20 protein-coding genes are annotated in these 19,522 nt (G+C 68.6%); 3 read left to right on the top strand and 17 right to left on the bottom strand.

Annotated features, from left to right (window positions below):
* The first annotated feature begins 256 nt into the window (after positions 1–256).
* Together AB0K21_RS24865 and AB0K21_RS24860 are read left to right on the top strand one after the other, a co-directional pair.
* Positions 257–664, top strand: a complete 408-nt coding sequence (locus AB0K21_RS24865; RefSeq protein WP_343965957.1) for a YciI family protein — start codon at positions 257–259, stop codon at positions 662–664.
* Positions 665–671: 7 nt separating this feature from the next.
* The gene (locus AB0K21_RS24860) at positions 672–1,817 is read left to right on the top strand and encodes a DUF6596 domain-containing protein (RefSeq protein ID WP_364153539.1); all 1,146 of its coding nucleotides are present in this window, start codon (positions 672–674) and stop codon (positions 1,815–1,817) included.
* A gap of 288 nt (positions 1,818–2,105) precedes the next feature.
* On the opposite strand, the gene AB0K21_RS24855 is transcribed toward AB0K21_RS24860, so the two are convergent.
* Genes AB0K21_RS24855 through AB0K21_RS24845 form a run of 3 tightly spaced genes read right to left on the bottom strand, consistent with a single transcriptional unit; the run spans position 2,106 to position 3,047 of the window.
* Positions 2,106–2,501 (bottom strand): hypothetical protein, encoded by a 396-nt coding sequence (locus tag AB0K21_RS24855; RefSeq protein WP_343965962.1) that lies wholly within the window; start codon positions 2,499–2,501, stop codon positions 2,106–2,108.
* Positions 2,498–2,725: a hypothetical protein gene (locus AB0K21_RS24850; RefSeq protein ID WP_364153536.1), complete on the bottom strand. Its 228-nt coding sequence runs from the start codon at positions 2,723–2,725 to the stop codon at positions 2,498–2,500. Before AB0K21_RS24850 ends, AB0K21_RS24855 begins: the two co-directional genes overlap by 4 nt.
* A 4-nt stretch (positions 2,726–2,729) precedes the next feature.
* Positions 2,730–3,047 carry a hypothetical protein gene (locus AB0K21_RS24845; protein WP_343965967.1) on the bottom strand — a complete coding sequence of 106 codons (318 nt, stop codon included), beginning with the start codon at positions 3,045–3,047 and terminating at the stop codon, positions 2,730–2,732.
* 260 nt (positions 3,048–3,307) lie between these two features.
* Between AB0K21_RS24845 and AB0K21_RS24840 the strand changes: the two genes are divergently transcribed.
* Positions 3,308–4,243, top strand: coding sequence for a hypothetical protein (locus AB0K21_RS24840; protein ID WP_364153532.1), 936 nt, complete (start codon positions 3,308–3,310; stop codon positions 4,241–4,243).
* A gap of 84 nt (positions 4,244–4,327) precedes the next feature.
* Here AB0K21_RS24840 and AB0K21_RS24835 read toward each other — a convergent pair whose 3' ends face one another.
* The 14 genes from AB0K21_RS24835 to bla form a co-directional block, all read right to left on the bottom strand.
* A complete protein-coding gene (locus tag AB0K21_RS24835; RefSeq protein ID WP_364153529.1) occupies positions 4,328–5,341 on the bottom strand; it encodes a nitronate monooxygenase in 1,014 nt (337 codons plus the stop codon).
* A gap of 373 nt (positions 5,342–5,714) precedes the next feature.
* Positions 5,715–6,482, bottom strand: coding sequence for an MBL fold metallo-hydrolase (locus AB0K21_RS24830; protein WP_364153526.1), 768 nt, complete (start codon positions 6,480–6,482; stop codon positions 5,715–5,717).
* Positions 6,483–6,685: 203 nt separating this feature from the next.
* Positions 6,686–7,234 carry a hypothetical protein gene (locus tag AB0K21_RS24825; protein WP_364153523.1) on the bottom strand — a complete coding sequence of 183 codons (549 nt, stop codon included), beginning with the start codon at positions 7,232–7,234 and terminating at the stop codon, positions 6,686–6,688.
* Positions 7,231–7,644: a hypothetical protein gene (locus AB0K21_RS24820; RefSeq protein ID WP_343965977.1), complete on the bottom strand. Its 414-nt coding sequence runs from the start codon at positions 7,642–7,644 to the stop codon at positions 7,231–7,233. Before AB0K21_RS24820 ends, AB0K21_RS24825 begins: the two co-directional genes overlap by 4 nt.
* Positions 7,645–7,737: 93 nt before the next feature.
* Positions 7,738–8,520 carry a hypothetical protein gene (locus AB0K21_RS24815; protein WP_364153520.1) on the bottom strand — a complete coding sequence of 261 codons (783 nt, stop codon included), beginning with the start codon at positions 8,518–8,520 and terminating at the stop codon, positions 7,738–7,740.
* 25 nt (positions 8,521–8,545) lie between these two features.
* Complete coding sequence (locus AB0K21_RS24810) at positions 8,546–9,046, bottom strand: hypothetical protein (RefSeq protein ID WP_343965981.1); 501 nt, start codon at positions 9,044–9,046, stop codon at positions 8,546–8,548.
* Between the two features lie 47 nt (positions 9,047–9,093).
* Positions 9,094–10,635 carry a hypothetical protein gene (locus tag AB0K21_RS24805; protein WP_343965983.1) on the bottom strand — a complete coding sequence of 514 codons (1,542 nt, stop codon included), beginning with the start codon at positions 10,633–10,635 and terminating at the stop codon, positions 9,094–9,096.
* Entirely contained in the window at positions 10,632–12,206 is a 1,575-nt protein-coding gene (locus AB0K21_RS24800; protein WP_364153515.1) for a pyridoxal-dependent decarboxylase, read from the bottom strand. Before AB0K21_RS24800 ends, AB0K21_RS24805 begins: the two co-directional genes overlap by 4 nt.
* 827 nt (positions 12,207–13,033) lie before the next feature.
* Positions 13,034–14,023: a glycoside hydrolase family 11 protein gene (locus AB0K21_RS24795; protein ID WP_364153512.1), complete on the bottom strand. Its 990-nt coding sequence runs from the start codon at positions 14,021–14,023 to the stop codon at positions 13,034–13,036.
* 596 nt (positions 14,024–14,619) lie between these two features.
* Complete coding sequence (locus AB0K21_RS24790) at positions 14,620–14,928, bottom strand: transcriptional regulator (RefSeq protein ID WP_343965989.1); 309 nt, start codon at positions 14,926–14,928, stop codon at positions 14,620–14,622.
* Complete coding sequence (locus AB0K21_RS24785) at positions 14,925–15,410, bottom strand: hypothetical protein (protein WP_364153509.1); 486 nt, start codon at positions 15,408–15,410, stop codon at positions 14,925–14,927. The genes AB0K21_RS24790 and AB0K21_RS24785 overlap by 4 nt, the downstream gene beginning before the upstream one ends.
* A gap of 230 nt (positions 15,411–15,640) precedes the next feature.
* Positions 15,641–16,606 carry an adenosine deaminase gene (gene add, locus AB0K21_RS24780; protein ID WP_364153506.1) on the bottom strand — a complete coding sequence of 322 codons (966 nt, stop codon included), beginning with the start codon at positions 16,604–16,606 and terminating at the stop codon, positions 15,641–15,643.
* Positions 16,607–16,730: 124 nt separating this feature from the next.
* Positions 16,731–18,179, bottom strand: a complete 1,449-nt coding sequence (gene argG / locus AB0K21_RS24775; RefSeq protein WP_343965996.1) for an argininosuccinate synthase — start codon at positions 18,177–18,179, stop codon at positions 16,731–16,733.
* Between the two features lie 215 nt (positions 18,180–18,394).
* The gene (bla, locus tag AB0K21_RS24770; RefSeq protein ID WP_343965999.1) at positions 18,395–19,330 is read right to left on the bottom strand and encodes a class A beta-lactamase; all 936 of its coding nucleotides are present in this window, start codon (positions 19,328–19,330) and stop codon (positions 18,395–18,397) included.
* Positions 19,331–19,522: the final 192 nt, after the last annotated feature.

Below are 19,522 nucleotides of genomic sequence, written 5' to 3'. Positions count from 1 at the left end.
GGGCCGACCTGTCCGTGCCCTTCGGCAACGATCGCCGCGTTTCCCACCGGCCGACACGTTACGTGCGGCTTGGAATGTCTCGCTCCGTCTCGCCCTCGCGCCACGGCGTGGACCCGGACACCGCGAGACGGCTCACCCGGGGGCAGCTACGAGACCCAAAAAAGATTCGGACGGCGATGTCGAGAATTCGTGGCCGGTTCCGTCCCCGCAGTGAACGCGACCACAATGGGTCGCACCAGCACCGAGGAGAACCACGATGGCCAAATATCTACTGCTCAAGCACTACCGCGGCGCCCCGGCTTCGGTCAACGACGTGCGCATGGACCAGTGGACGCCAGAGGAGATCTCGGCCCACGTGCAGTACATGAACGACTTCGCGGCCCGGCTTGAGGAGACCGGCGAGTTCGTCGACGGTCAGGCGCTCGCCCCCGAGGGGGCGTGGGTCCGCTACGACGGCGAGGGGCGCCCGCCGGTCACCGACGGACCGTTCGCCGAGACCAAGGACCTCATCGCCGGCTGGATGGTGATCGACGTCGACAGCTACGAGCGCGCCGTCGAGCTGGCCGGGGAGCTGTCGGCCGCCCCTGGGGCGGGCGGGAAGCCGATCCACGAGTGGCTCGAGGTGCGCCCGTTCCTGACCGCGCCGCCCACCATCACGGAATGACCTCATCATGAACGAGGCCCTGCTGAGGAGCCTCACGCCGAGCGTGCTCGGAATCCTCGTCCGCCGCGGAGCAGACTTCGCGGCGGCCGAGGACGCCGTGCAGGACGCGCTGGTCGAGGCGGTCCGCGTCTGGCCGGCCGACCCACCGCGGGACCCGAAGGGCTGGCTGGTCACCGCGGCCTGGCGCAAGTTCCTCGACGCGACCCGGGCGGACGCCGCCCGCCGCCGGCGTGAGGACCTCGTCGACGAGGAGCCGGCGCCCGGGCCCGCGCCCGCGGTGGACGACACGCTCCAGCTCTACTTCCTGTGCGCCCACCCGTCGCTGACGCCGTCGTCCGCGGTCGCGCTCACGCTGCGCGCCGTCGGCGGGCTGACCACCCGCCAGATCGCCCAGGCCTACCTGGTGCCCGAGGCGACCATGGCGCAGCGCATCAGCCGGGCCAAGCGCACCGTCTCCGGCGTGCGGTTCGACCAGCCCGGCGACGTCGCCACCGTGCTGCGCGTCCTCTACCTGGTCTTCAACGAGGGCTACTCCGGCGACGTCGACCTCGCCGCCGAGGCCATCTGGCTCACCCGGCGGCTCGCGGCCGCGATCGACCACCCCGAGGTGGCGGGGCTGCTCGCCCTCATGTTGCTCCACCACGCCCGGCGTACCGCCCGGACCGCGTCCGACGGCAGCCTGGTGCCGCTCGCCGAACAGGACCGCGGCCGGTGGGACACCGCGTTGATCGCCGAGGGCGTCGGGATCCTGCAGGCGGCCCTCGCCCGTGACCGGCTGGGCGAGTTCCAGGCCCAGGCCGCCATCGCGGCACTCCACGCTGACGCGCCCACCGCCGAGGAGACCGACTGGGTGCAGATCGTCGAGTGGTACGACGAACTCGCGTGCCTGACCGACAGCCCGGTCGTCCGGCTCAACCGCGCGGTCGCCGTCGGGGAGGCCGACGGACCGCGCGCCGGCCTGGCGGCGCTCGCGGCGCTGGACGACTCACTGCCCCGCCACACCGCGGTGGCGGCGTACCTCCACGAGCGCGACGGCGACCTGGCGACGGCGGCACGGCTGTACGCCGAGGCGGCCCACAAGGCACCCAACCTCGCCGAGCGCGGCCACCTGACGCGCCAGGCCGCCCGGCTCAACGCCCGCCGGTGTCGCTGACGGGTCGCGCTCGGATTCTCCCGCAGCACTTGGAGCAGCCTCGCGGCCAGAGCGATCGTCTCGAAGTGGGTAGGCGGGTCGAGACCAGCCGCACGACGCGTTACTGGCGGGGCAGCTTCGCGACGACAGGCGCGCTGGAGACGTGCTGTCTCAAAGGTGACCTATCAGCTCAGCGAGGCGCTGGATAGCGGCGAGCCAGGTGACCCGGAACCCGCTTTCCTGGCTTCCTTCTCGTCATCCTGTCGAACGCCGGAAGGCACCCGTCAATTCTGGCCCGTAAGTGTCGATCTAACCAGCGAGGAGCTTACTGACCGCCTGGTGGGAGACTCCAAGTAGCAAGCCGATGTCCCGATGGGGAAGCCCCTGCTCGTGCAGACGGCGCGCGGCCTCGCGTGAACGACTGACCGCGTCATCACGCAATCGGTCCGCCTCCCGGCGAATCTCCCTGGTCCGCGCGACCTCCGCGGCGAGTTCCTCCCCCAGGACGGGAACCACCGTGATCCGCCAAGCGGCCACGGCCGGGTCGTCGATGTCGAAGCGAAGGGCCAGTAGATCGCGCACCGTCTCCTCGGCCTGATCGAGCCGCCGCACTTGAGTATGCGCCGGGCGCCGCAATCCCGGCCCTTCGATCTCCAGCGCCCACCAGCCACCGGACCGCTGGGCCGTGACCCGGAACTCATTCACTTGGCCTCCTCCTCCTCCTCGTCATCCTGGCTCATGTCCTGTTGAGCTTCGGCGAGTAGTGCGTCCCACTCCTTGAGAATGCCCTTGGCCGTCAACTCGTTGACTTCGGCATGACGCGGCACGATGACCGCGTCTCCTCGGACATACCACTTGTCATGGCTGCCACCATGCACATCGGGCGTCTTCGAGAACTCGAAGCCGTACCGCTTGGCCAGGCGAGCCATCCGACTAAGCAGCTCGTTCCGTTTCATTCAGCATAGTCAAGGTGGTTGCCAGCATCAAGACAACCAGCTTGCCTAAATATCCTGCTAGATCCCAAATACTACGGATCCGGCGTTCGGCGACTACGAGCGCCCGCGCCGGTTCGACCACGTGCGCAGAAAGCCGACCGCCGGCATCGTCAGGTGCGGGCACGCCCTTCGGCAGCTGAACACTCCTCCCCCAGCGCTGCTCGACGAGCACCGGATACAACACTCGGAGATGTTCCAAGAGCAGCGGAAACCTCAGGGCGGTGTGTGCTAGAAAAGGCGCGTCGGCCCAGCTCATGAGGGATTTCCCAGAGATCGGCAAGCCCGGGTGAGCAAGCGCGCCGGCACGACAGGCCATGCCACGGCACCCAGAGCCGGTCACCCGGAGAAAGAAAGACGGCCCCAAGCCGGTGCTACCAACACCGTCTCAGGGCCTTGATCCATTCACCCTGCTAGCACAGGAGAAAGATCCATGCTCGACTGTACCCGCGCGCCCGCGCCCGTATCAAACATCCTCTCCCGCCAGGCGACCGTCTCCTCGGTCTCGGAGGGCGGGCGATGAGCATCCGGCAGGCGAAGCCGCCCTCCGACCACTTCACCCGGATCTCCAACCTCTGGATCCGTGACCTGCGGCTGTCCTGGAAGGCGCGCGGCCTGCTGGCCTGGCTGACCTCACACGCGACCGGCTTCCGCGTCTCGGAGAAGACCATCGTCTGCGCCGCCCCGGACGGCCGGGACGCGGCCCGGACCGCCATCGCGGAACTGAAGACGTACGGCTACCTGGTACGCGAACGCGCACGGGGCCACGACGGCAGACTCGGCGGCGTCACCTACATCATCTGCGACCCCTGGTCACCACAACCCACCGCCGACGAGTCCGCGCCGGAAAACCCGCTGTTGGCCCCGACCAGCACGAACACCCTAAAACCCCAGGCCGCGACCTACGCCGGGAAAACCAACGCGGGGAAACCCGCCCGCATAAGAAGACCAGCAAAACAAGAAGACCAGACCCCCGAGAAGATCAGCGAAAACCCCTCTCTTCTCGCCGTAGGCGAGCCTGCGGACCGTAGAGGGCCGGGCACCGCACCGACGCCTGCGGCGAACCCGGAAGAACTGTCCCGAACGGCCGCCGAACTGCTCGGCAAGCTGCCCGACCACTACCGCCGCGCCCCGGCCTGGCTACGCTCCCGGCTGCTGAAAAGGATCTCCGAGGCTCTTCTACGGCACTCCCCGTCGGCCATCGCCGACTACTGCGCCAAGTTCGTCGATGATCCCGCCTTCGGCGACTACGAGCATCTGCGCCGCTTCGACGACGTGCTCAGAAAACTGGCCGCCGACATCGCCGACGGCACCGCCTGCCCCGGCTGCGGACACGACCCCCGCCATCCGTTCTGCGACACGGAGGTGGGAGATAAGGCCGCCCGGCCAGGCTCCGAGGTCCCCCGCATCCGTCCCGCGAGGCGAAATCGGCACCGGTCGCCGCTCACCGCGTAGACGACGGCCCCACTTCGTAGCCGTCAGAAAACGATCACACTAAGTTCGGATCTTCAGGTGGGTCGTAGTCTTCGGAGGCCGTTTTCAGATCGCGGCCAGGCCCGCAGTGATGTTCGCCGCCAGCGTGTTCCGTGCCCGGTTCCAGGAGGTCCCGGCCCACAGGTGCAGCGTCTCGGCGTCCCCGCGGACCGCCGCGGCGCGCCGCAGCGGTGCCGTCAGGTGGTGGACCTGCGGATAGGCCGCAGGTGCCCGGCTGGAGTACTCCGTCATGAATCGGTTGACCAGGCCGCGCGCCGGGCGTCCGGTGAAGGCTCTGGTAACGGCGGTGCGGGTGAAGCGGGGATCGGTCAGCGCCGCACGGTGGACCACGCCGGTGCCGCTCTCGGGACAGAGCAGGAAAGCAGTGCCCGCCACAGCCGCGACCGCTCCCGCGGACAGGACCCGGGAGACGTCGGCGGCCGAGGCGACACCGCCGGCCGCGATGAGGGGAAGCCGTGACACCTCCCGTACCTGGGACAGCAAGCGCTCCAAGCTCATGGCCTCGGCGTCCGCATTGGTGAACGAGCCGCGGTGGCCCCCCGCCTCCTCACCTTGGACACACAGCACATCGGCCGCCGAAGCCAGTCGTGCCTCGGCCGCCGACGTCACCGTGACCACCACGGTGGTCCCCCTACGGCGGAACGCCTGGATCAGCTCGTCCTCCGGGCAACCGAACGTGAACCCCACCAGCGCGGGCGGATCCGTCAACAGATCCGCGACCTTGGCAGTGAAATCGTCATCGCCTCCGCGCGGGACTCCCAAAGTGGTGCTCAGCCGCTGCGCCTCCCGCTCTATGACCCGCGCATAGCCGTCGATCTCAGCCTGATCGACTTCATCGGCCGTAGGCATGAACACATTCACCCCGAACGGACGGGACGTGAGCTCGCGCGCCCGCTTGATCTCCTGGCGCATCTGCGTGGCCGTCTTGTAGCCGGCCGCGAGAAACCCCAGAGCACCGGCTTCGGACACAGCGGCGGCCAGTTCGGGCGTGGACGCCCCGCCGGCCATGGGAGCCTGCACGACCGGCAGCCTGAACGGCCACGGCACCGGATCGGACATCGACACCTCCTCCCTCAGCGCCCTGTGGTCTCACCACAGGCGCCGCGACGGTGAACCGAGCACACCACGGGCGATCCGTCAGGCTCTGGAAGCCTATGCCACCTCACCTGCGAGTTCGAGGTAGCTCCAGGTCAGGCGCCTAATACGACGTTCCGCACCGGAAGTACAGATCCACTGTCAGGAAGGCGGGACCGGCAATCTCGGTTTCCCCGCAGCGCCTTCGCAACCTCCGCCGAGGAACGGAGCATCAACCGCGCCGATGACCCGCTATTGCCCGCCCGAACGCGCCGCAGCCGGAATCATCGGCCCGTAGCCGGTGCCGCGCCTACGGGTGTGGTGGACGCGGGGCGTCGGGCAGGTACGAACGACGACATCACCGGGCGCCTGACCGTGCGGACCCCAGGGAGACCGGTCGTCCTGGGGTGAAGGAAACGAGCAGGTGGTCGAGGCCGGCTTCGGAGAAGGCGGCGTGCACGTCCGTCCGGTCCTCGGTGAAGTGGGTCCAGCCCTCGACATGGAGCGGCACGACCTGCCGGGCTTTCAGCAGGCGTGCGGCGATCATCATCTCGGTGGCGTTCAGGGTGAGCCGCCCGTCGATCATGGGCGTGCGGACGGCGCCGCCGAACAGCAGCGCGATGTCGACGACCGGGAACCGCCCGGCGATGAGCTCCACGTACTCCAGCGAGGCGTTGTCCCCGCTGATGTAGACGGTGGGCAGCCCGTCGCCGGTGAGCACGAAGCCGGTGACCTGGCCGACGACGGGCTCGCATCCCGGCGGGCCGTGCAGGGCGGGAACGGCGGTGACGCGAACCCGGCCGACGTCGTGGTGCTGCCAGGGGTGCAGCGGGGTGACCCCGATGCGCGCGGCGGCCTCGGGCGTGCTCAGGGTCAGCGGCGCGGCGGACATCATCTGGCGCCCCAGGCCGTCCAGGTTGTCGGGGTGCTGGTCGTGGCTGAGCAGTACCAGGTCCACCGGGCCGACGTCGGCAGGGGAAAGGGCCGGGCCGGTGGTCTTGGTGAGCGTGAGCAGCCCGGCGGGGTGATCTCCCGGCGGATCGAAGGTCGGATCGGTGAGGATGCGCAGCCCGCCGAGTTCCAGCAGGGCCGTCGGGCCGCCGATCACGGTGATGGTGGTCGTCATGGACGGCTCCGTTCGCTGCGCGGTCGGGCATCGTCCGGATCATCTGGACCCGTCTTCCGCACGTGACCCGATCGACCCGGGATGATCACTCGCAGTAGTAGATCAGATACATCCGCCGACCCGCAACGACCTGGCACGCTCGGCGTGGGGCCGGTGGCCCCACGCCGAGCGTTGACCGGGGAGTCCCCTGGAGGGGAGAACCGTCAGACGGGCGTCACCCGCAGGGCGGGATAGTGGGCCGAGTTCAGGTACAGCTTGTCGGTGCCGTGTTCCTTCTCCAGCTCCAGGACGAACCGATAGCGGTAGAGCCCCGGCCGGGCCTCGCTTATCACCGCCCCGGCCCAGTAGTAGTAGACGGCGGTGTACTGGTCGCGCATCCGGTCGGGAGCGCCGTAGATCTTGAGCTCGGTCATGATCCGGCGTTCGGCGACGTCGTCCTCGTCACCCTTCTCGATGTCGAGGAAGACCAGGTTGTTGATCTTCGGCATCGGGGGCCAGGTGCCGTCCGTACGGCGGTGCATGTCGATCGGGCGGATGATCCAGTTGATCACCTGCCCCTGCTTGCAGATGGTCTCCAGATGGTCGGTGCCCTGCCCGACCCCGCCGACGCTGTTGTCCATCATGTAGAGGCAGCCGTCCAGGGACTTCGTCGCGGCGGCCTTCTCCATGTCGACGAGGGTCACCACGTTCAGCTGGACGGAGTTGAGCTGACCACGATCGGCGAAGTCCGCGGCCGCGTATTCCTGGGTCATCGGCCTCCCTTTCCCTCGTTGGCGGGACCGGCCAGGGCCGGCCGGGCGGTGGGGGTGAACGGCGTGCCGACGGTGCCCAGCAGGAACGAGAGCCGGTACGGGACCGGTTCGGTGAGGTCCTGCTTGACCTCGGCGGTCCAGAACACGATGTCGGTGCCGGGATACACCTTCCGCGTGGGCTCGGCGATCCGCGGGTCGATCTCGATGTCGGCGAGGGCCACGTAGGTCTCGCACTCCAGCGGGATCACGTTCCACAGCAGGGTGTCGCCCTTGCGGACCCGGCTGTGCAGCTCGGGGGTGCCGAAACCGGTGGATCCTGCGGCCTTGTTGGTGTCATAGAAGTAGAGGTTGTCGTCCAGGTTCTCCGACGCCAGCGCGGCCACGGGGTCGACCACCGCGGTGATCGTCACGGGCCGGACGGGCCGGGCGGGTCGGCGTTCGGACTGTCTGTTCCTCGGGGGCATACTGCTCCTCCAGTCGAGAATGCTCCGGCTCGGGCCGGGTCAGCCGGCGGCCGGGACGGACGGGAGAGGGAGCACGCCCAGTCCGGCGCCGGTGAACCCGTTGCGCTTCGGATCGTTGATGATCTTGAGACTGGACTGGCAGGTCAGGTCCACGGACTGCCAGACCAGCTCGTCGTCCTGCTCGACCAGCTCGTGCAGCTGGACGTGCATGGTGTACGGGTAGACCCCGGGCCGGCTCGTGTCCACGGTCGCGGCCCAGTACCAGCCGTCGTAGATCATGTCGGGCGACCCGTACTGGGCCGGGTACATGATCTTCTCGCTGACGGCCTGGCCGGTGATATCGGTGATCACCGGAGTCGGGTAGTTGTAAGCGCCGGGGCTGCTCGTGGTCCTGCCGGTGACGTCCAGCAGCTTGGCCTCGGTGAGGCCGCGCCCGCTGCCCGACTTGCGGGCGCGCTTGCCGACCCGCCGCTGCAGCCGCTTGAGATCGGCGTCGCTCACGCTGCCCTCGCTGCCGAGCGCGGCCAGTTCCTCCAGGGTGCGCCGGTCGTCGGCGCGTTCCTGCTCGGCCAGGTAGTTGCGTGGCACCGTCGGGGGGATCGACCCCAGCGCCGCGGGCAACCAGTTCAGCACCTGCTCGGTCGCCTGCGACCCGTCGAGGAAGTGGGTGCCGGGCACGATCGTCACCAGCTGCTCGGTGCCCACCCCGACCGAGCCGAGCAACTTCATGTTGTCGAACCAGTACGTGTTGCCGTCGAGCGACCGCGTCCGGAGCGCGTTCTCGACGTCGAAGAGCACGATGATCCCGTGTTGCTGGGCCATGAAACCGCCTTTCGCAGAACGTGGCTCACACGCGCAGCAGCGCGGGCGAGTCGATGTGCAGCACGCTGTTGGGTCCTTCGTGGAGCTGGAGGGAGATTCGGTACCGGTACGGGACACCGGGCGTCATGTCGTAGGGCACGACGCCCTCCCAGACCAGGAGGTCGTAGTTCTCGTGCCCGTTGGAATCGGTGGCGTCGGCCCCCGTCCCGGACACGGCGGCGGGTGCCGGAACGGTGGAGGGCTCCACCGGATGCGGCGGCACGGCCTGGTCGGCCGGGGGCGAGGCGGTCGCACCGGACAGGAACTCGATGGCCTTGATCTCGACCGGAGTCTGCACGTCCACATGGATGGGCGTCCATTGGACGACCTGTCCCGGGACCACCGCCGTGATGAGCTCCGGAGTCCCCTGGTGCCTGCTCCCCGCCGAGCTGTCGTCGACCAGCGAGAGGTTCCCGTTGTGCAGCGTCCGGTCGGACAACGCCCCGACGGCGTCGACCATCACGACGATGCTGATCCTGTCTTTCATGATCCTCCCTTGTCGGATGTCATTCGGGCGTACGGGCCATCAGGCGCTCAGCCCCGGTCCCTGACCAGCGGCGTCTTGCCGACGGTGGTCCGCTCGATCTGGGGTGAGGAGGGTGGCACGAACACCAGCCGGAACCCGTATCCGGTCTGCTCGATGGCCGCCGCGTTGGCCTCCCGGTCGTTGAAGAGCGACAGGGAGCTCGGCAGTGCCTGGGTGAACAGCTGCCGCGTCCCGCTCGGGCCGAGGGCGTGCTCGACGGCCGCGGCCGTGCCCTCGGCGTCGTCCACCGCCGCCAGCAGGGTGAGGGTCCGATCCTCACGGTGGTTGTGGAACTGGACCTCGTGCGCGACCAGGTCCAGGTCGACGCCGGCCGTCGAGCGCAGCCGCCCGCGCAGGGCCGCGTAGGCCAGCGTCGCCGAATACTGGCTGTCGTTGAGGTGCAGCACGTCGGCGGTGCGCCCGGCGAACTCGAATCGCTCGGTGCGCAGCCCGGGCCCGGTCAGGGCGGGGCGGCGGATCATCCGATCGCCGAGCTTGAGCCGGAGCAGCGGCGTCTCGTCGGCGTGCAGCCGGGTGACGACCAGCTCGCCCTCCTCGCCTTCGGCGACGGCGCGGCCGTGCTCGTCCACGATCTCCACCAGGTGCAGCCCCGGCACCGCGGAGAGCGCCGGCGAGGTGTGGTCGAGCTGGAGACCGACGCACTCGGCCTGGGTCGCGGCGAAGTAGCTGAGGATCGACACGTTGGGGAAGAAGGCCTGCAGCTCGTCGCGCTTGCGCTGCGGCAGGGAGCCGCTGCCGTACATGGCGACCCGGAAGCTCGCCCTGGCGTGCGAGGGCAGGCCCGCGCCCAGCTCGGGCAGGAGCGCGATGCCGGCGGTGATGCCCATCAGCGCCTTGTGGCCCGGGTAGGAGAACATGTGCTCCAGCACCGGCGCGCTCACCGGTCCCGCGCCGATGTAGTTGACCCCCGGGACGTGGGACAGGACTCCGCCGACCATGGTCCCGCTGCTCCACATCTGGTAGTCGGCCAGGGTGGTGAACAGCCAGCGCGGCGCGGGGCCGCGCAGGTAGCGGCCGAGCTGGTAGGCGCCCATGAACGCCCCGGAGATGCGGTAGGTGTCGCGCAGTTCCCGCAGGGAGTACACGATCTCCAGGGGCATGCCGTCACCGGTGCCGCCGCTGGCCACCACCTCGAACCCGCCGAACTCGAGCGGCACGACCATCCCGGCCCGCGCGCCCATGAACATGTCCCGCTGCACGGTCTTGTCCGAGAGCGGGATCCGCTCCCACTCGGACATGTCGGCGGGGGCGCCGCGGATCCCGAAGTAGTGCAGCCGCTCGCGCCACAGCGGGTTGAGCAGGGCGAGGCCGACGAGCTGCTGAAGCCGGCGGAACACCAGCGCGTTCTGCAGGTCGAGCGGGGACTCGCAGTACGGGACTCCGGTGAGCCGCCCGCACTCCTCCAGTTTCCCCGCGAACGACGGCAACCGGGTGACGTCGTCCACCGAGCGGGGCCGCAACTCCTCCTCGGGGATCAGCCGTGCCGCCAGCTCCGCCGAGGCGGCGATGTCCAAATCCGTCATGGTCATGAATGACTCCCGTTCCGCTGGTCGTGCCGGGCCGCGGCGCTCGCGCGCAGCACCCGTTGCCCGATGTCTCTGATCTCGGCGATGAGCATGGCCAGGTGGTCGGCGTCGATCAGGTGGTTCATCACCACCACGCGCAGCGCCGCCACCCCGTCGATGTCGACCTTGGAGATGAAGAAGCGCCCGCCGCCCCGGATCCGGTTGCGGATCTCCAGCTGCAGCCGGTGCACGGTCGCCGGTTCCAGGCCGTCCGGCCGGTACCGGAAGCACAGGATGTTGGACTCCGGCTCGTGCGCCACGGCGAAGTCCGACTCGGCGGCGAGCATCCGGTACGCCTGCAGGGTCACCGCGCACAACCGGTCGACCTTCTGTGCGAACAGCGCCGGGCCGTAGACCGACCAGACCGTCCAGAGCGGCATGATCATCGGGCGCTTCGTGCACTCGAGGTTCTTGTCCGCGCTGTCGTAGGCGCTGTAGACGTCCGGTTCCTCGTCGAAGACGTAGCTGGCGCGCTGCCGGAACGCACCGCGTGCCGCCGTGCCGTCGCGGTAGAAGAGCAGCGTGCACGGCGCCGGCATGAACAGCATCTTGTGGGCGTCCCAGGTCAGCGAGTCGGCCTGCTCGATGCCGCGCAGCCTGTCCCGGTGCCGGTCCGACAGCAGCAGGCTCGCCCCGTGCGCCCCGTCCACATGGAGCCAGAGCCCGTACCGGCGCGCCACGGCCGCGAGTTCCTCCAGCGGGTCGAAGGCGCCCATCGACGTGGTCCCGGCCGAGGCCACCAGGCAGAACGGTCGCAGGCCGCGCCGGTGCGCCTCGTCCAGTACCGGGCCGGCCAGATCTGGGCGGATCCGCCCGGCCCGGTCGACCGGGAGCCGGACGATCTGCCGTTCCCCGATGCCGAGCACCCCGGCCGCCCGGGTCACGCTGTAGTGGGCCTCCTCGCTGACCGCGATGGCCGGGGGATCCGGCATGCCGCCGGCTCCGCGCGTCCAGATCTGCGGGAAGGCGCGGTTGCGGGCGGCCAGCAGCGCGGTCAGGTTGGCCAGGGAGCCCCCCGAGGTCGTCACCATGGCGAACCGGTCGCGGTCCCAGCCGATGAAACGGTTGAGCTCCTCGGCCATGAGCCGCTCGGCGACGCTGGGGAGCTGCCCGGCCTCGTAGAAGGAGGAGGGCTGGTTGACCACCGAACCGACCAGGTCGATAAGGCTGGCCAGCGGCACCACGCCGGAGAACTGCCGCCCCATGTAGCCGGGTGAGTAGACCGGGATGCCGGTCCCCGTGTACAGGTCGACGATCTGGTTCACCCGGTCGGCGTCGAAGTCGGCGATGCGCTGCCGTTCCGGGGTCATCAGTTCCCGGGCGGCCTTCAGCAGCACCGCCGGATCGAGGAGGTCGAGCCCCCGGACCGACCGGTCGCCCAGATACGTCGTCAGGCGACCGACGATGTCCACGGCGCCGTGGTGGAAACGTTCGGGGTCGAAGGCCGCGGCGAGACCCGGCGTGGGCGACCGGGAGCCTTCGCCGGTCGTCGGCTCTGGAAGGGAACTCTGGACATCGGAAAGTGAACTCGTCATGGAGCAGACTCCAATGATCCGGCGTCGAGAACGCCCATGTGGTCGCGCCTGGGCGAGAATTCGAACATGGTGCGTTGAATTCCCAGGCGATCACATGAAGGTTCTCGCGAATAAACGCGTGATCTGCGGTGATGCGTCGAACGGGAAAGGGATCCTCGGCATGCGGGGGCACGGGGCGGCATACGTGCCGCTGCTGAGCCGTCCTGACGGATTGGAACGGTCCAACTTCAAGGGAGAATGTCGACCGACGATGGTGGGAGATGGCACGAGAGGGCCTCGTTGCCCCCTGTTCACGCCTTGTTCAAGCAGTTCGGATCAGTCCGGCGGTGATGTCGCCGACGATCAGGACCTGAAGGAGACCTAGCGTGGACGAATCGCGATTAATTCGACCTGAATTTCATCCGCCGTATACGTTGGCGCGCCTGTCATGTAAGTGAGCTAACCATTGATGCCAGGGGGGCGCAAGACCTCGAATGCAGGTGGAGTGACAGATTCCGGCCACAGTTACTTGCACACGGCGATTGAGATGGAGGATTTTCGGCGGTTCTCAACCGTTTTAGGGCTTATGAGTTTTTCTCGCAAATCTGGGGCGAACCCGGAATTCGAGACCGCCACCTCGACAGACGAGCCCATTAACATGACATTCTTATTACATATGTCTATATTCTCGAAAATGCATCAGAAGGCTTTACAAGGTGATATGTCGGTCTTTCCCGGCACGTCGGCACTAAAGGGCCATCCAATCGAGCCGCCGCGCGCCGGCAGCGGTGTGGCGCGGCGGCCATGGGCCGCCGCGCCACGGGTGCGGTGTCTCGGGGGTTCGGAGGTCAGTTCGCGCTGCAGGAGACCGTCGGCCAGGTCGAGTTGCCGTTGCGCTGAATCGTCACACCCCAGTTGTTGCCGTTGCCGTTGGGCCTGGCGGTCAGCACCTGGGCGCTGGGGTAGCTCGCGCTGATGTTCCAGGAGGCCATGATCTTCGCCGGGGACGGGACGTTCATCGTCACGGTCCAGTTGCTCGAACCGCTGACCGAGACGTTGAGGTTGTACCGGTCACTCCACTGCTGACCCGCGGACAGCGACGCGGTGCAGCCGCCACCGCCACCGCCGCCGCCACCGCCACCGGAGGAGGAGCCGTCCACCGTGATATTGGAGTTCCCGCTGCTCTGATATCCCTCTGTTGCGAGGATCATGTAGTCATGGCTGCCAAGACTCATGCCAGAACGGGCCCATGCGTCGAAGTGGTTGCCGCTGGTTATGGTTCCGCCCGTTTTCTTTGACTGCCGTACGCTCCAGTACTGATTGAAGGTTCTGATGCCTTCGATGGAGGGGGCGTTGGTTCGCGTCGTCTGGTAGATGTCGTACGTGCCGCCATCGCTGGTGACCGTGCCCTTGTAGGTCCCGGTGGGCCGGTAAGTGCCCCAGTTGTCGACGATGTAATACTCCACGAGTGGGTTTCTCGTCCACCCGTAGAGCGTCAGATACGCGTTGCCGGACGGGTTGAAGCTGCCCGAGTAGTTCACGGTCCTGCGGCCGCCTGTGCTCCAGCCCTTGCCGGCGACGAAATTCCCGGTGTTGCTCCATGAGGTGCTGTAATTGCCGCCGGACCCCAGTTCCATGGAGACCGTACCCTGGCTGTCGGTCCAGAACGAATAGAAGTAGCCGTTGTTGGTGCCGGTCTGATTGGTGGTGACGGCCGCGTGGGCGGTGCTGGGCGACATCGCCACGACCACGGCCAGCGCTGCGGCGCAGGCGCGGCCGATGAGCAGCCTGGTGTGGCCGCGTCCGCGGCTTCTCGGGCGGGCGGGGGCGTCGTTCATGCGCGTGCTTCCTCCTCGTGAGGATCGGCCGGGAGGCCGGGCGGCGTGATACGACCCGGCGGGGCTGTCGGCGGCCAGGGGGACGGCGACCACCGCGCGCCGGCGTCGTACGACGTGGGGGGTTGGCCGGTCGTCGTGCGGTCGGCGACCGGAGGAGCAGGTCGCGGCGGGTGACTCGAATCGACGGTGACTGAGGCCTAACGATGCTGAAAGTATCGCCGTGATGACGAAAGTGTCGGCCTGAGTCCGTGCGCTGTCAACAACTCCCGAGGGCCCATGAAGGCTTGATCTCGGCCAAGGACGTCTTGAGCAAACATTGTGCCTGCTCAGGTAGCCAATCCCGGTCGATCGAGTTCGAGATCGGTCGATGAAATTTTCGGAGGCTTTCCGAATAATTCGGCGTATCCGGGCGGCGGCAGGGAGGTCTGGACACGGCTCTCGCGCCGGCCCGGTCGGTCACGGCCTCGCGCGTCAGTTGCTTGTGGCCGACCGCGGCAGGCTCGCCCCACGCGGCATCGCGCCGGCCACGGCGAAAGCCCCGGTCCGCGGTCAACAGATCATCCGCGCGAGAGTCTGCTCACCGGCCGAGTTCCTGCTCAGTCGGGGAGGACCGAGAGGCCGGACCGGGCGACGATGGCCTGGAGCGCGGCGACATGGCCGGTGTAGGCCGCGCGTCCTTCGCGGGTGAGGCTGAACCACGTCCTGGGTCGCTTGCCGACGTACCCTTTGCGGATCCTCACATAGCCGGCCGCCTCCAGGGCGCTCGCGTGTTTGGACAACACCGAGTCACTGACGCCCAGGTTGTCGCGTACGAAGGCGAACTCGGCCTCCTCGGCGGCGGCCAGCAGGGAGACGATCTGCAGCCGGGTCGGCGCGTGGATCGCCGGGTCGAGTCGCGACGTCATCGCTTCGGCGTCTCCGCCCGCCGAGCGGTCCGCGCGGACATCCACTGGGCCAGGAGCGGCGCGGTGACCGCCACGATCACGATCATGGTCACGCCCATCACGGTGCGCGGATAGGCGACGCCGAGTTCCTTGAACCACAACGCCAGCACGGAGCCCGCGAGACCGGTGGTGACCAGCCAGACGGTGAAGCCGACCCATGCCCATGGATCCGTCATGGAGGAGTGCGGCCGCAGGTTCGCGTTCCTGACGTCGCTCACGAACTTGAGGACGGCGGCGACCAGGCCGGCCGACAGGGCCGCCACGGCGATCCAGAACCACCAGGCGGGTGCGATCTCGGTGACGAACTGCATCCCGGTGACGAAGATCCAGACCGCCACCGGGTACCAGGCGGGGAACATCGGCGGCGCGGCACGCAGGACCCTGTGCTGCGTCTCGTGGACCTGAGCCAGCGACCGCGCGGCTTCTTCCGGGGTGATGTCCATGGCTGCTCCCTCGCTCTTTCCTATCTGGAAAGTACTTTCTGGTTTCCATATCGTCAAGTACTTTCCAAGGCTGGTCAGAACGGCTCACCCCGCCAAGCAGCCGGTCTCATCGGCCGGGGAGATGCCGCAGGCGGGCTCACCCGCGCGGACATGTGATCGGCGAGGATCACCGCCTGGCAGCGAGAACGCGAAACCGGCCGGTCGCCCGGCACTTCCCGGTCCGCCCCGGGTCAACCCCCCGTGGCCGGCGATGCCGTGGCCAGCCAGGCGTCGACCTCGACCAGAAGCACCGCCTTGAGCTCCCGGGAGGCGAACGAGGCCTCGATCGAAGCGCGAGCCAACTCGGCCATGACGTCGTCGCCGTATCCGAGGACCTCGCGCAACCGCGCGTACTCGTCGGCCAGTGCCGTCTCGCCGTCGGTGTTGACCGTGACCGCCAGCCCGGCCGCGCGCAGCCTGGGCAGGGGGTGTTCGGCCAGCGAAGGAACGAGCCCGAGCAGGACGTTGGAGGTGGGGCAGACCTCCAGCGGAATTCCGCTCTCGCGCACCCGCGTCACCAGCGCGTCGTCGTCGAGCACCCGGATGCCGTGCCCGAGCCGCTCGGTGTGCCCGACGTCCAGTGCCTCGCGGATGCTGGCCGGGCCGGCCGCCTCCCCCGCGTGGTGCACCAGGTGCAGCCCGGCCTCCCTGGCCGCGTCGAGCACCTCGGCGAAAGGCGTCAGCGGATGGCTCTCGTCGCCCGCCAGCCCTATGCCGATCACCTCGTCGTAGCGGGCGGCCAGCTCGTACGTCCGCCACAACCGCTCCACCGAACGCCGTCTGGAGTGGTCGAGCAGCACCCGGCTCCGGATCCCGAACCTGGCGCGGCCTTCGGCCAGCCCGTCGAGCACCGCCTCCAGCGGCATCTCGGGCGCTCCGAGTCGCTCCCCGTGTGCGGCTGCGGTGAAGGTCACCTCGACGTAACGAGTGCCCTGAGCGGCCTCGTCCTCGCAGAACTCCACCGCGATCCGGCGGAAGTGCTCGGGTGTGCGCAGCGACTCGCGCACTTTGGCCCGCTGGTCGGCGAACGCGCGGAAGTTCGCGAACGGGCCCTCGGGCTCCGGCGGGCCACCCAGCTCCCGCACGGTTCCGGGACGTACGGTGCTCTCCAGGTGGACGTGCAGGTGGGCCTTGGGAAGCAGGCGGAGATCTCTCACGTCAGGGCATGCTAGTGCGACGTTCCGCAAAGCGGGTGGACAGGCTGTGGCGGTGCTGGGCCCGGGTCCTCAGCGAGCTGTTCGCCGAGAACCCGAATCCATGACCTCCCACTCGAAGAGCCGCTCAGTCGGTGCCGAACTCCATCGCGGCGCGGTCGAGCATCTCGTCGTCGCCGGAGACCTCGCCGCGTGAGGCGATGGCCTCGGCACCGCCCTGCGGCATCGCGCCGATCAGTCCGGTCGAGGCCGCCTGGGCGGCGCCCACGAGCGCGGGATGGGTGGTGCCGACCATGCCGAGACTGGCGTACTGCTCCAGCCTGGCGCGCGAGTCGGCGATGTCGAGGTTGCGCATGGTGAGCTGGCCGATCCGGTCCACCGGGCCGAACGCCGAGTCCTCGGTGCGCTCCATCGACAGCTTGTCCGGGTGGTAGCTGAAGGACGGGCCCGAGGTGTCCAGAATCGAGTAGTCCTCACCGCGCCGCAGCCGCAGCGTCACCTCACCGATGACCGCCGTGCCGACCCAGCGCTGCAGCGACTCTCGCAGCATCAGCGCCTGCGGGTCGAGCCAGCGGCCCTCGTACATCAACCGGCCGAGCCGCCGTCCCTCGGTGTGGTAGCTCGCCAGGGTGTCCTCGTTGTGAATGGCGTTGACCAGCCGTTCGTACGCCGCGTGCAGCAACGCCATCCCAGGCGCCTCGTAGATGCCCCGGCTCTTGGCCTCGATCACCCGGTTCTCGATCTGGTCCGACATGCCCATGCCGTGCCGCCCGCCGATCATGTTCGCCTCCATCACCAGGTCGACCGGGGTGGCGAACTCCTTGCCGTTGATCGTCACGGGGCGGCCCTGGTCGAAGCCGATGGTCACGTCCTCGGCGGCGATCTCGACCGCGGGATCCCAGAACCGCACGCCCATGATCGGGTCCACGGTCTCGATGCCGTTGTCAAGGTGTTCCAGGGTCTTGGCCTCGTGGGTGGCGCCCCAGATGTTGGCGTCGGTCGAGTAGGCCTTCTCGGTGCTGTCGCGGTAGGGCAGGTCGTGGGCGAGCAGCCACTCCGACATCTCCTTGCGGCCGCCGAGTTCGGAGACGAAGTCCGCGTCCAGCCAGGGCTTGTAGATGCGCAGGTGGGGGTTGGCGAGCAGGCCGTACCGGTAGAACCGCTCGATGTCGTTGCCCTTGAACGTCGAGCCGTCGCCCCAGATCTGCACGTCGTCCTCGATCATCGCCCGGACCAGCAGGGTCCCTGTGACGGCACGACCGAGCGGCGTGGTGTTGAAGTAGGCGCGCCCGCCCGAGCGGATGTGGAACGCACCGCAGGTGAGCGCGGCCAGGCCCTCCTCGACCAGCGCCGCACGGCAGTCGACCAGGCGTGCGATCTCGGCACCGTACGCCACCGCGCGGCCGGGCACCGAGGCGATGTCGGGCTCGTCGTACTGGCCGATGTCGGCGGTGTAGGTGCACGGAACGGCACCCTTGTCGCGCATCCACGCGACGGCGACCGAGGTGTCGAGGCCGCCGGAGAAGGCGATGCCGACGCGCTCGCCGGCGGGCAGGGAGGTGAGAACCTTGGACATAGAACAAGAGTATGCACTGCGCTGCATGGTCATGCAAACTCTCGACCTGCGGTTCGCGATCTCGCGCGGAGGCCGCGGCCATCCGCGCTGTTCACCGAACACCGCCCACCTGCGGGCATACGGACTCCCCGCCCGGCGCGAGCCGAGCAGGCGCCGGCCGGCGGGCGCCCGTCCGCCGGCTCGGAGGGTTCCGGGAGCGGCGAGGACCAGGCGCCTCAGAGCTTGCCGAGGCCCCGGGCGAGGATCGTCGCGGTGTCCGCGATCACCTTGTTGTCGGCGACGGCGTCCGCGGCCCTGCCGTTGGTGTAGATCGACATGATGACGGGCGCGGCCGACGTGCCGGGCCAGACGATCGCGACATCGTTCGCGCCCGCGTACTGCGAGGTCGTGCCGGTCTTGTCGCCGACCTTCCAGGTCTTGGGCAGGCCCGCGCGGATGCGGGCGTCGCCGGTCCGGTTCGCGATCAGCCAGTTGTTCAGCCGCGCCCGGTCCTTGGCGTCGAGGGCTGTCCCTGCCGTGACCGCGCGCAGGTCACGGCCCATGGCCGCGGGCGTCGTGGTGTCGCGCCTCTCCTTGGGGTTCCAGTCGTTGAGCTCGGTCTCCCACCGGTCCAGCCGGGAGATCGGGTCCTTCAGCGTCCGGAAGTAGCCGGTCAGGCCGGCCGGGCCGCCGAGTTGCCTGAGCAGCATGTTGCCCGCGGTGTTGTCACTCCGGGTGATGGCCGCCTCGCACAGCTGCGCGACGGTCATCCCGTCCTTGACGTGATCCTTGGTGACCGGGGAGTTGTCCTTCACTTCGGCGGCCGTCCAGCGCACGACCTTGTCCATCAGGCCGGGCTCTGAGGTGCGGGCCCTGTGCAGTACGGCCGCGGCGGCGATCGCCTTGAAGGTGGAGAGCATCGGGAAACTCTCGCCCGCGCGATAGGTGACCGTCTTACCGGTGGCGGTGTCGACGGCGTACGCGCCGATGCGGCCCTTGAAGGACGCCTCCAGCGTGCGCAGTTCCTTCCTGGCCCCGGCCTCGCCCGATACCGCCTGGGGCGCCGGTGGAGCGGCGGACGCGGTGGATGTGTGGCCTGCCGCGGCGATGCCCGTCAGCGGGACGAGCGTGAGTGATGCCAGTACCGAGAGTGCGGCGTGTCGCAGACGCATGGTGACGCCTTCCGGTCGTGGGTTGGATGCGCCAGGCAGTCTCACGCCACCGGCTGACGCGGTCAAAGACAAGAACAGTGTCCGCGCGGGCCGGAACCAAGCGAAGACCAGTCCCAGGAGGGAAAGCAGGAGCCGATGCCGTGGACGGGGGGAGTCGAGGTGGAGCATCTACTGGCGGCGCCGCGGCCGTTG

Source organism: Streptosporangium sp. NPDC049248, from assembly GCF_040678965.1.
GTDB classification, from domain to species: domain Bacteria; phylum Actinomycetota; class Actinomycetes; order Streptosporangiales; family Streptosporangiaceae; genus Streptosporangium; species Streptosporangium fukuiense.
Note: the sequence above shows the minus strand (reverse complement) of the source record. Positions and strands in the feature narration are given on the sequence as shown.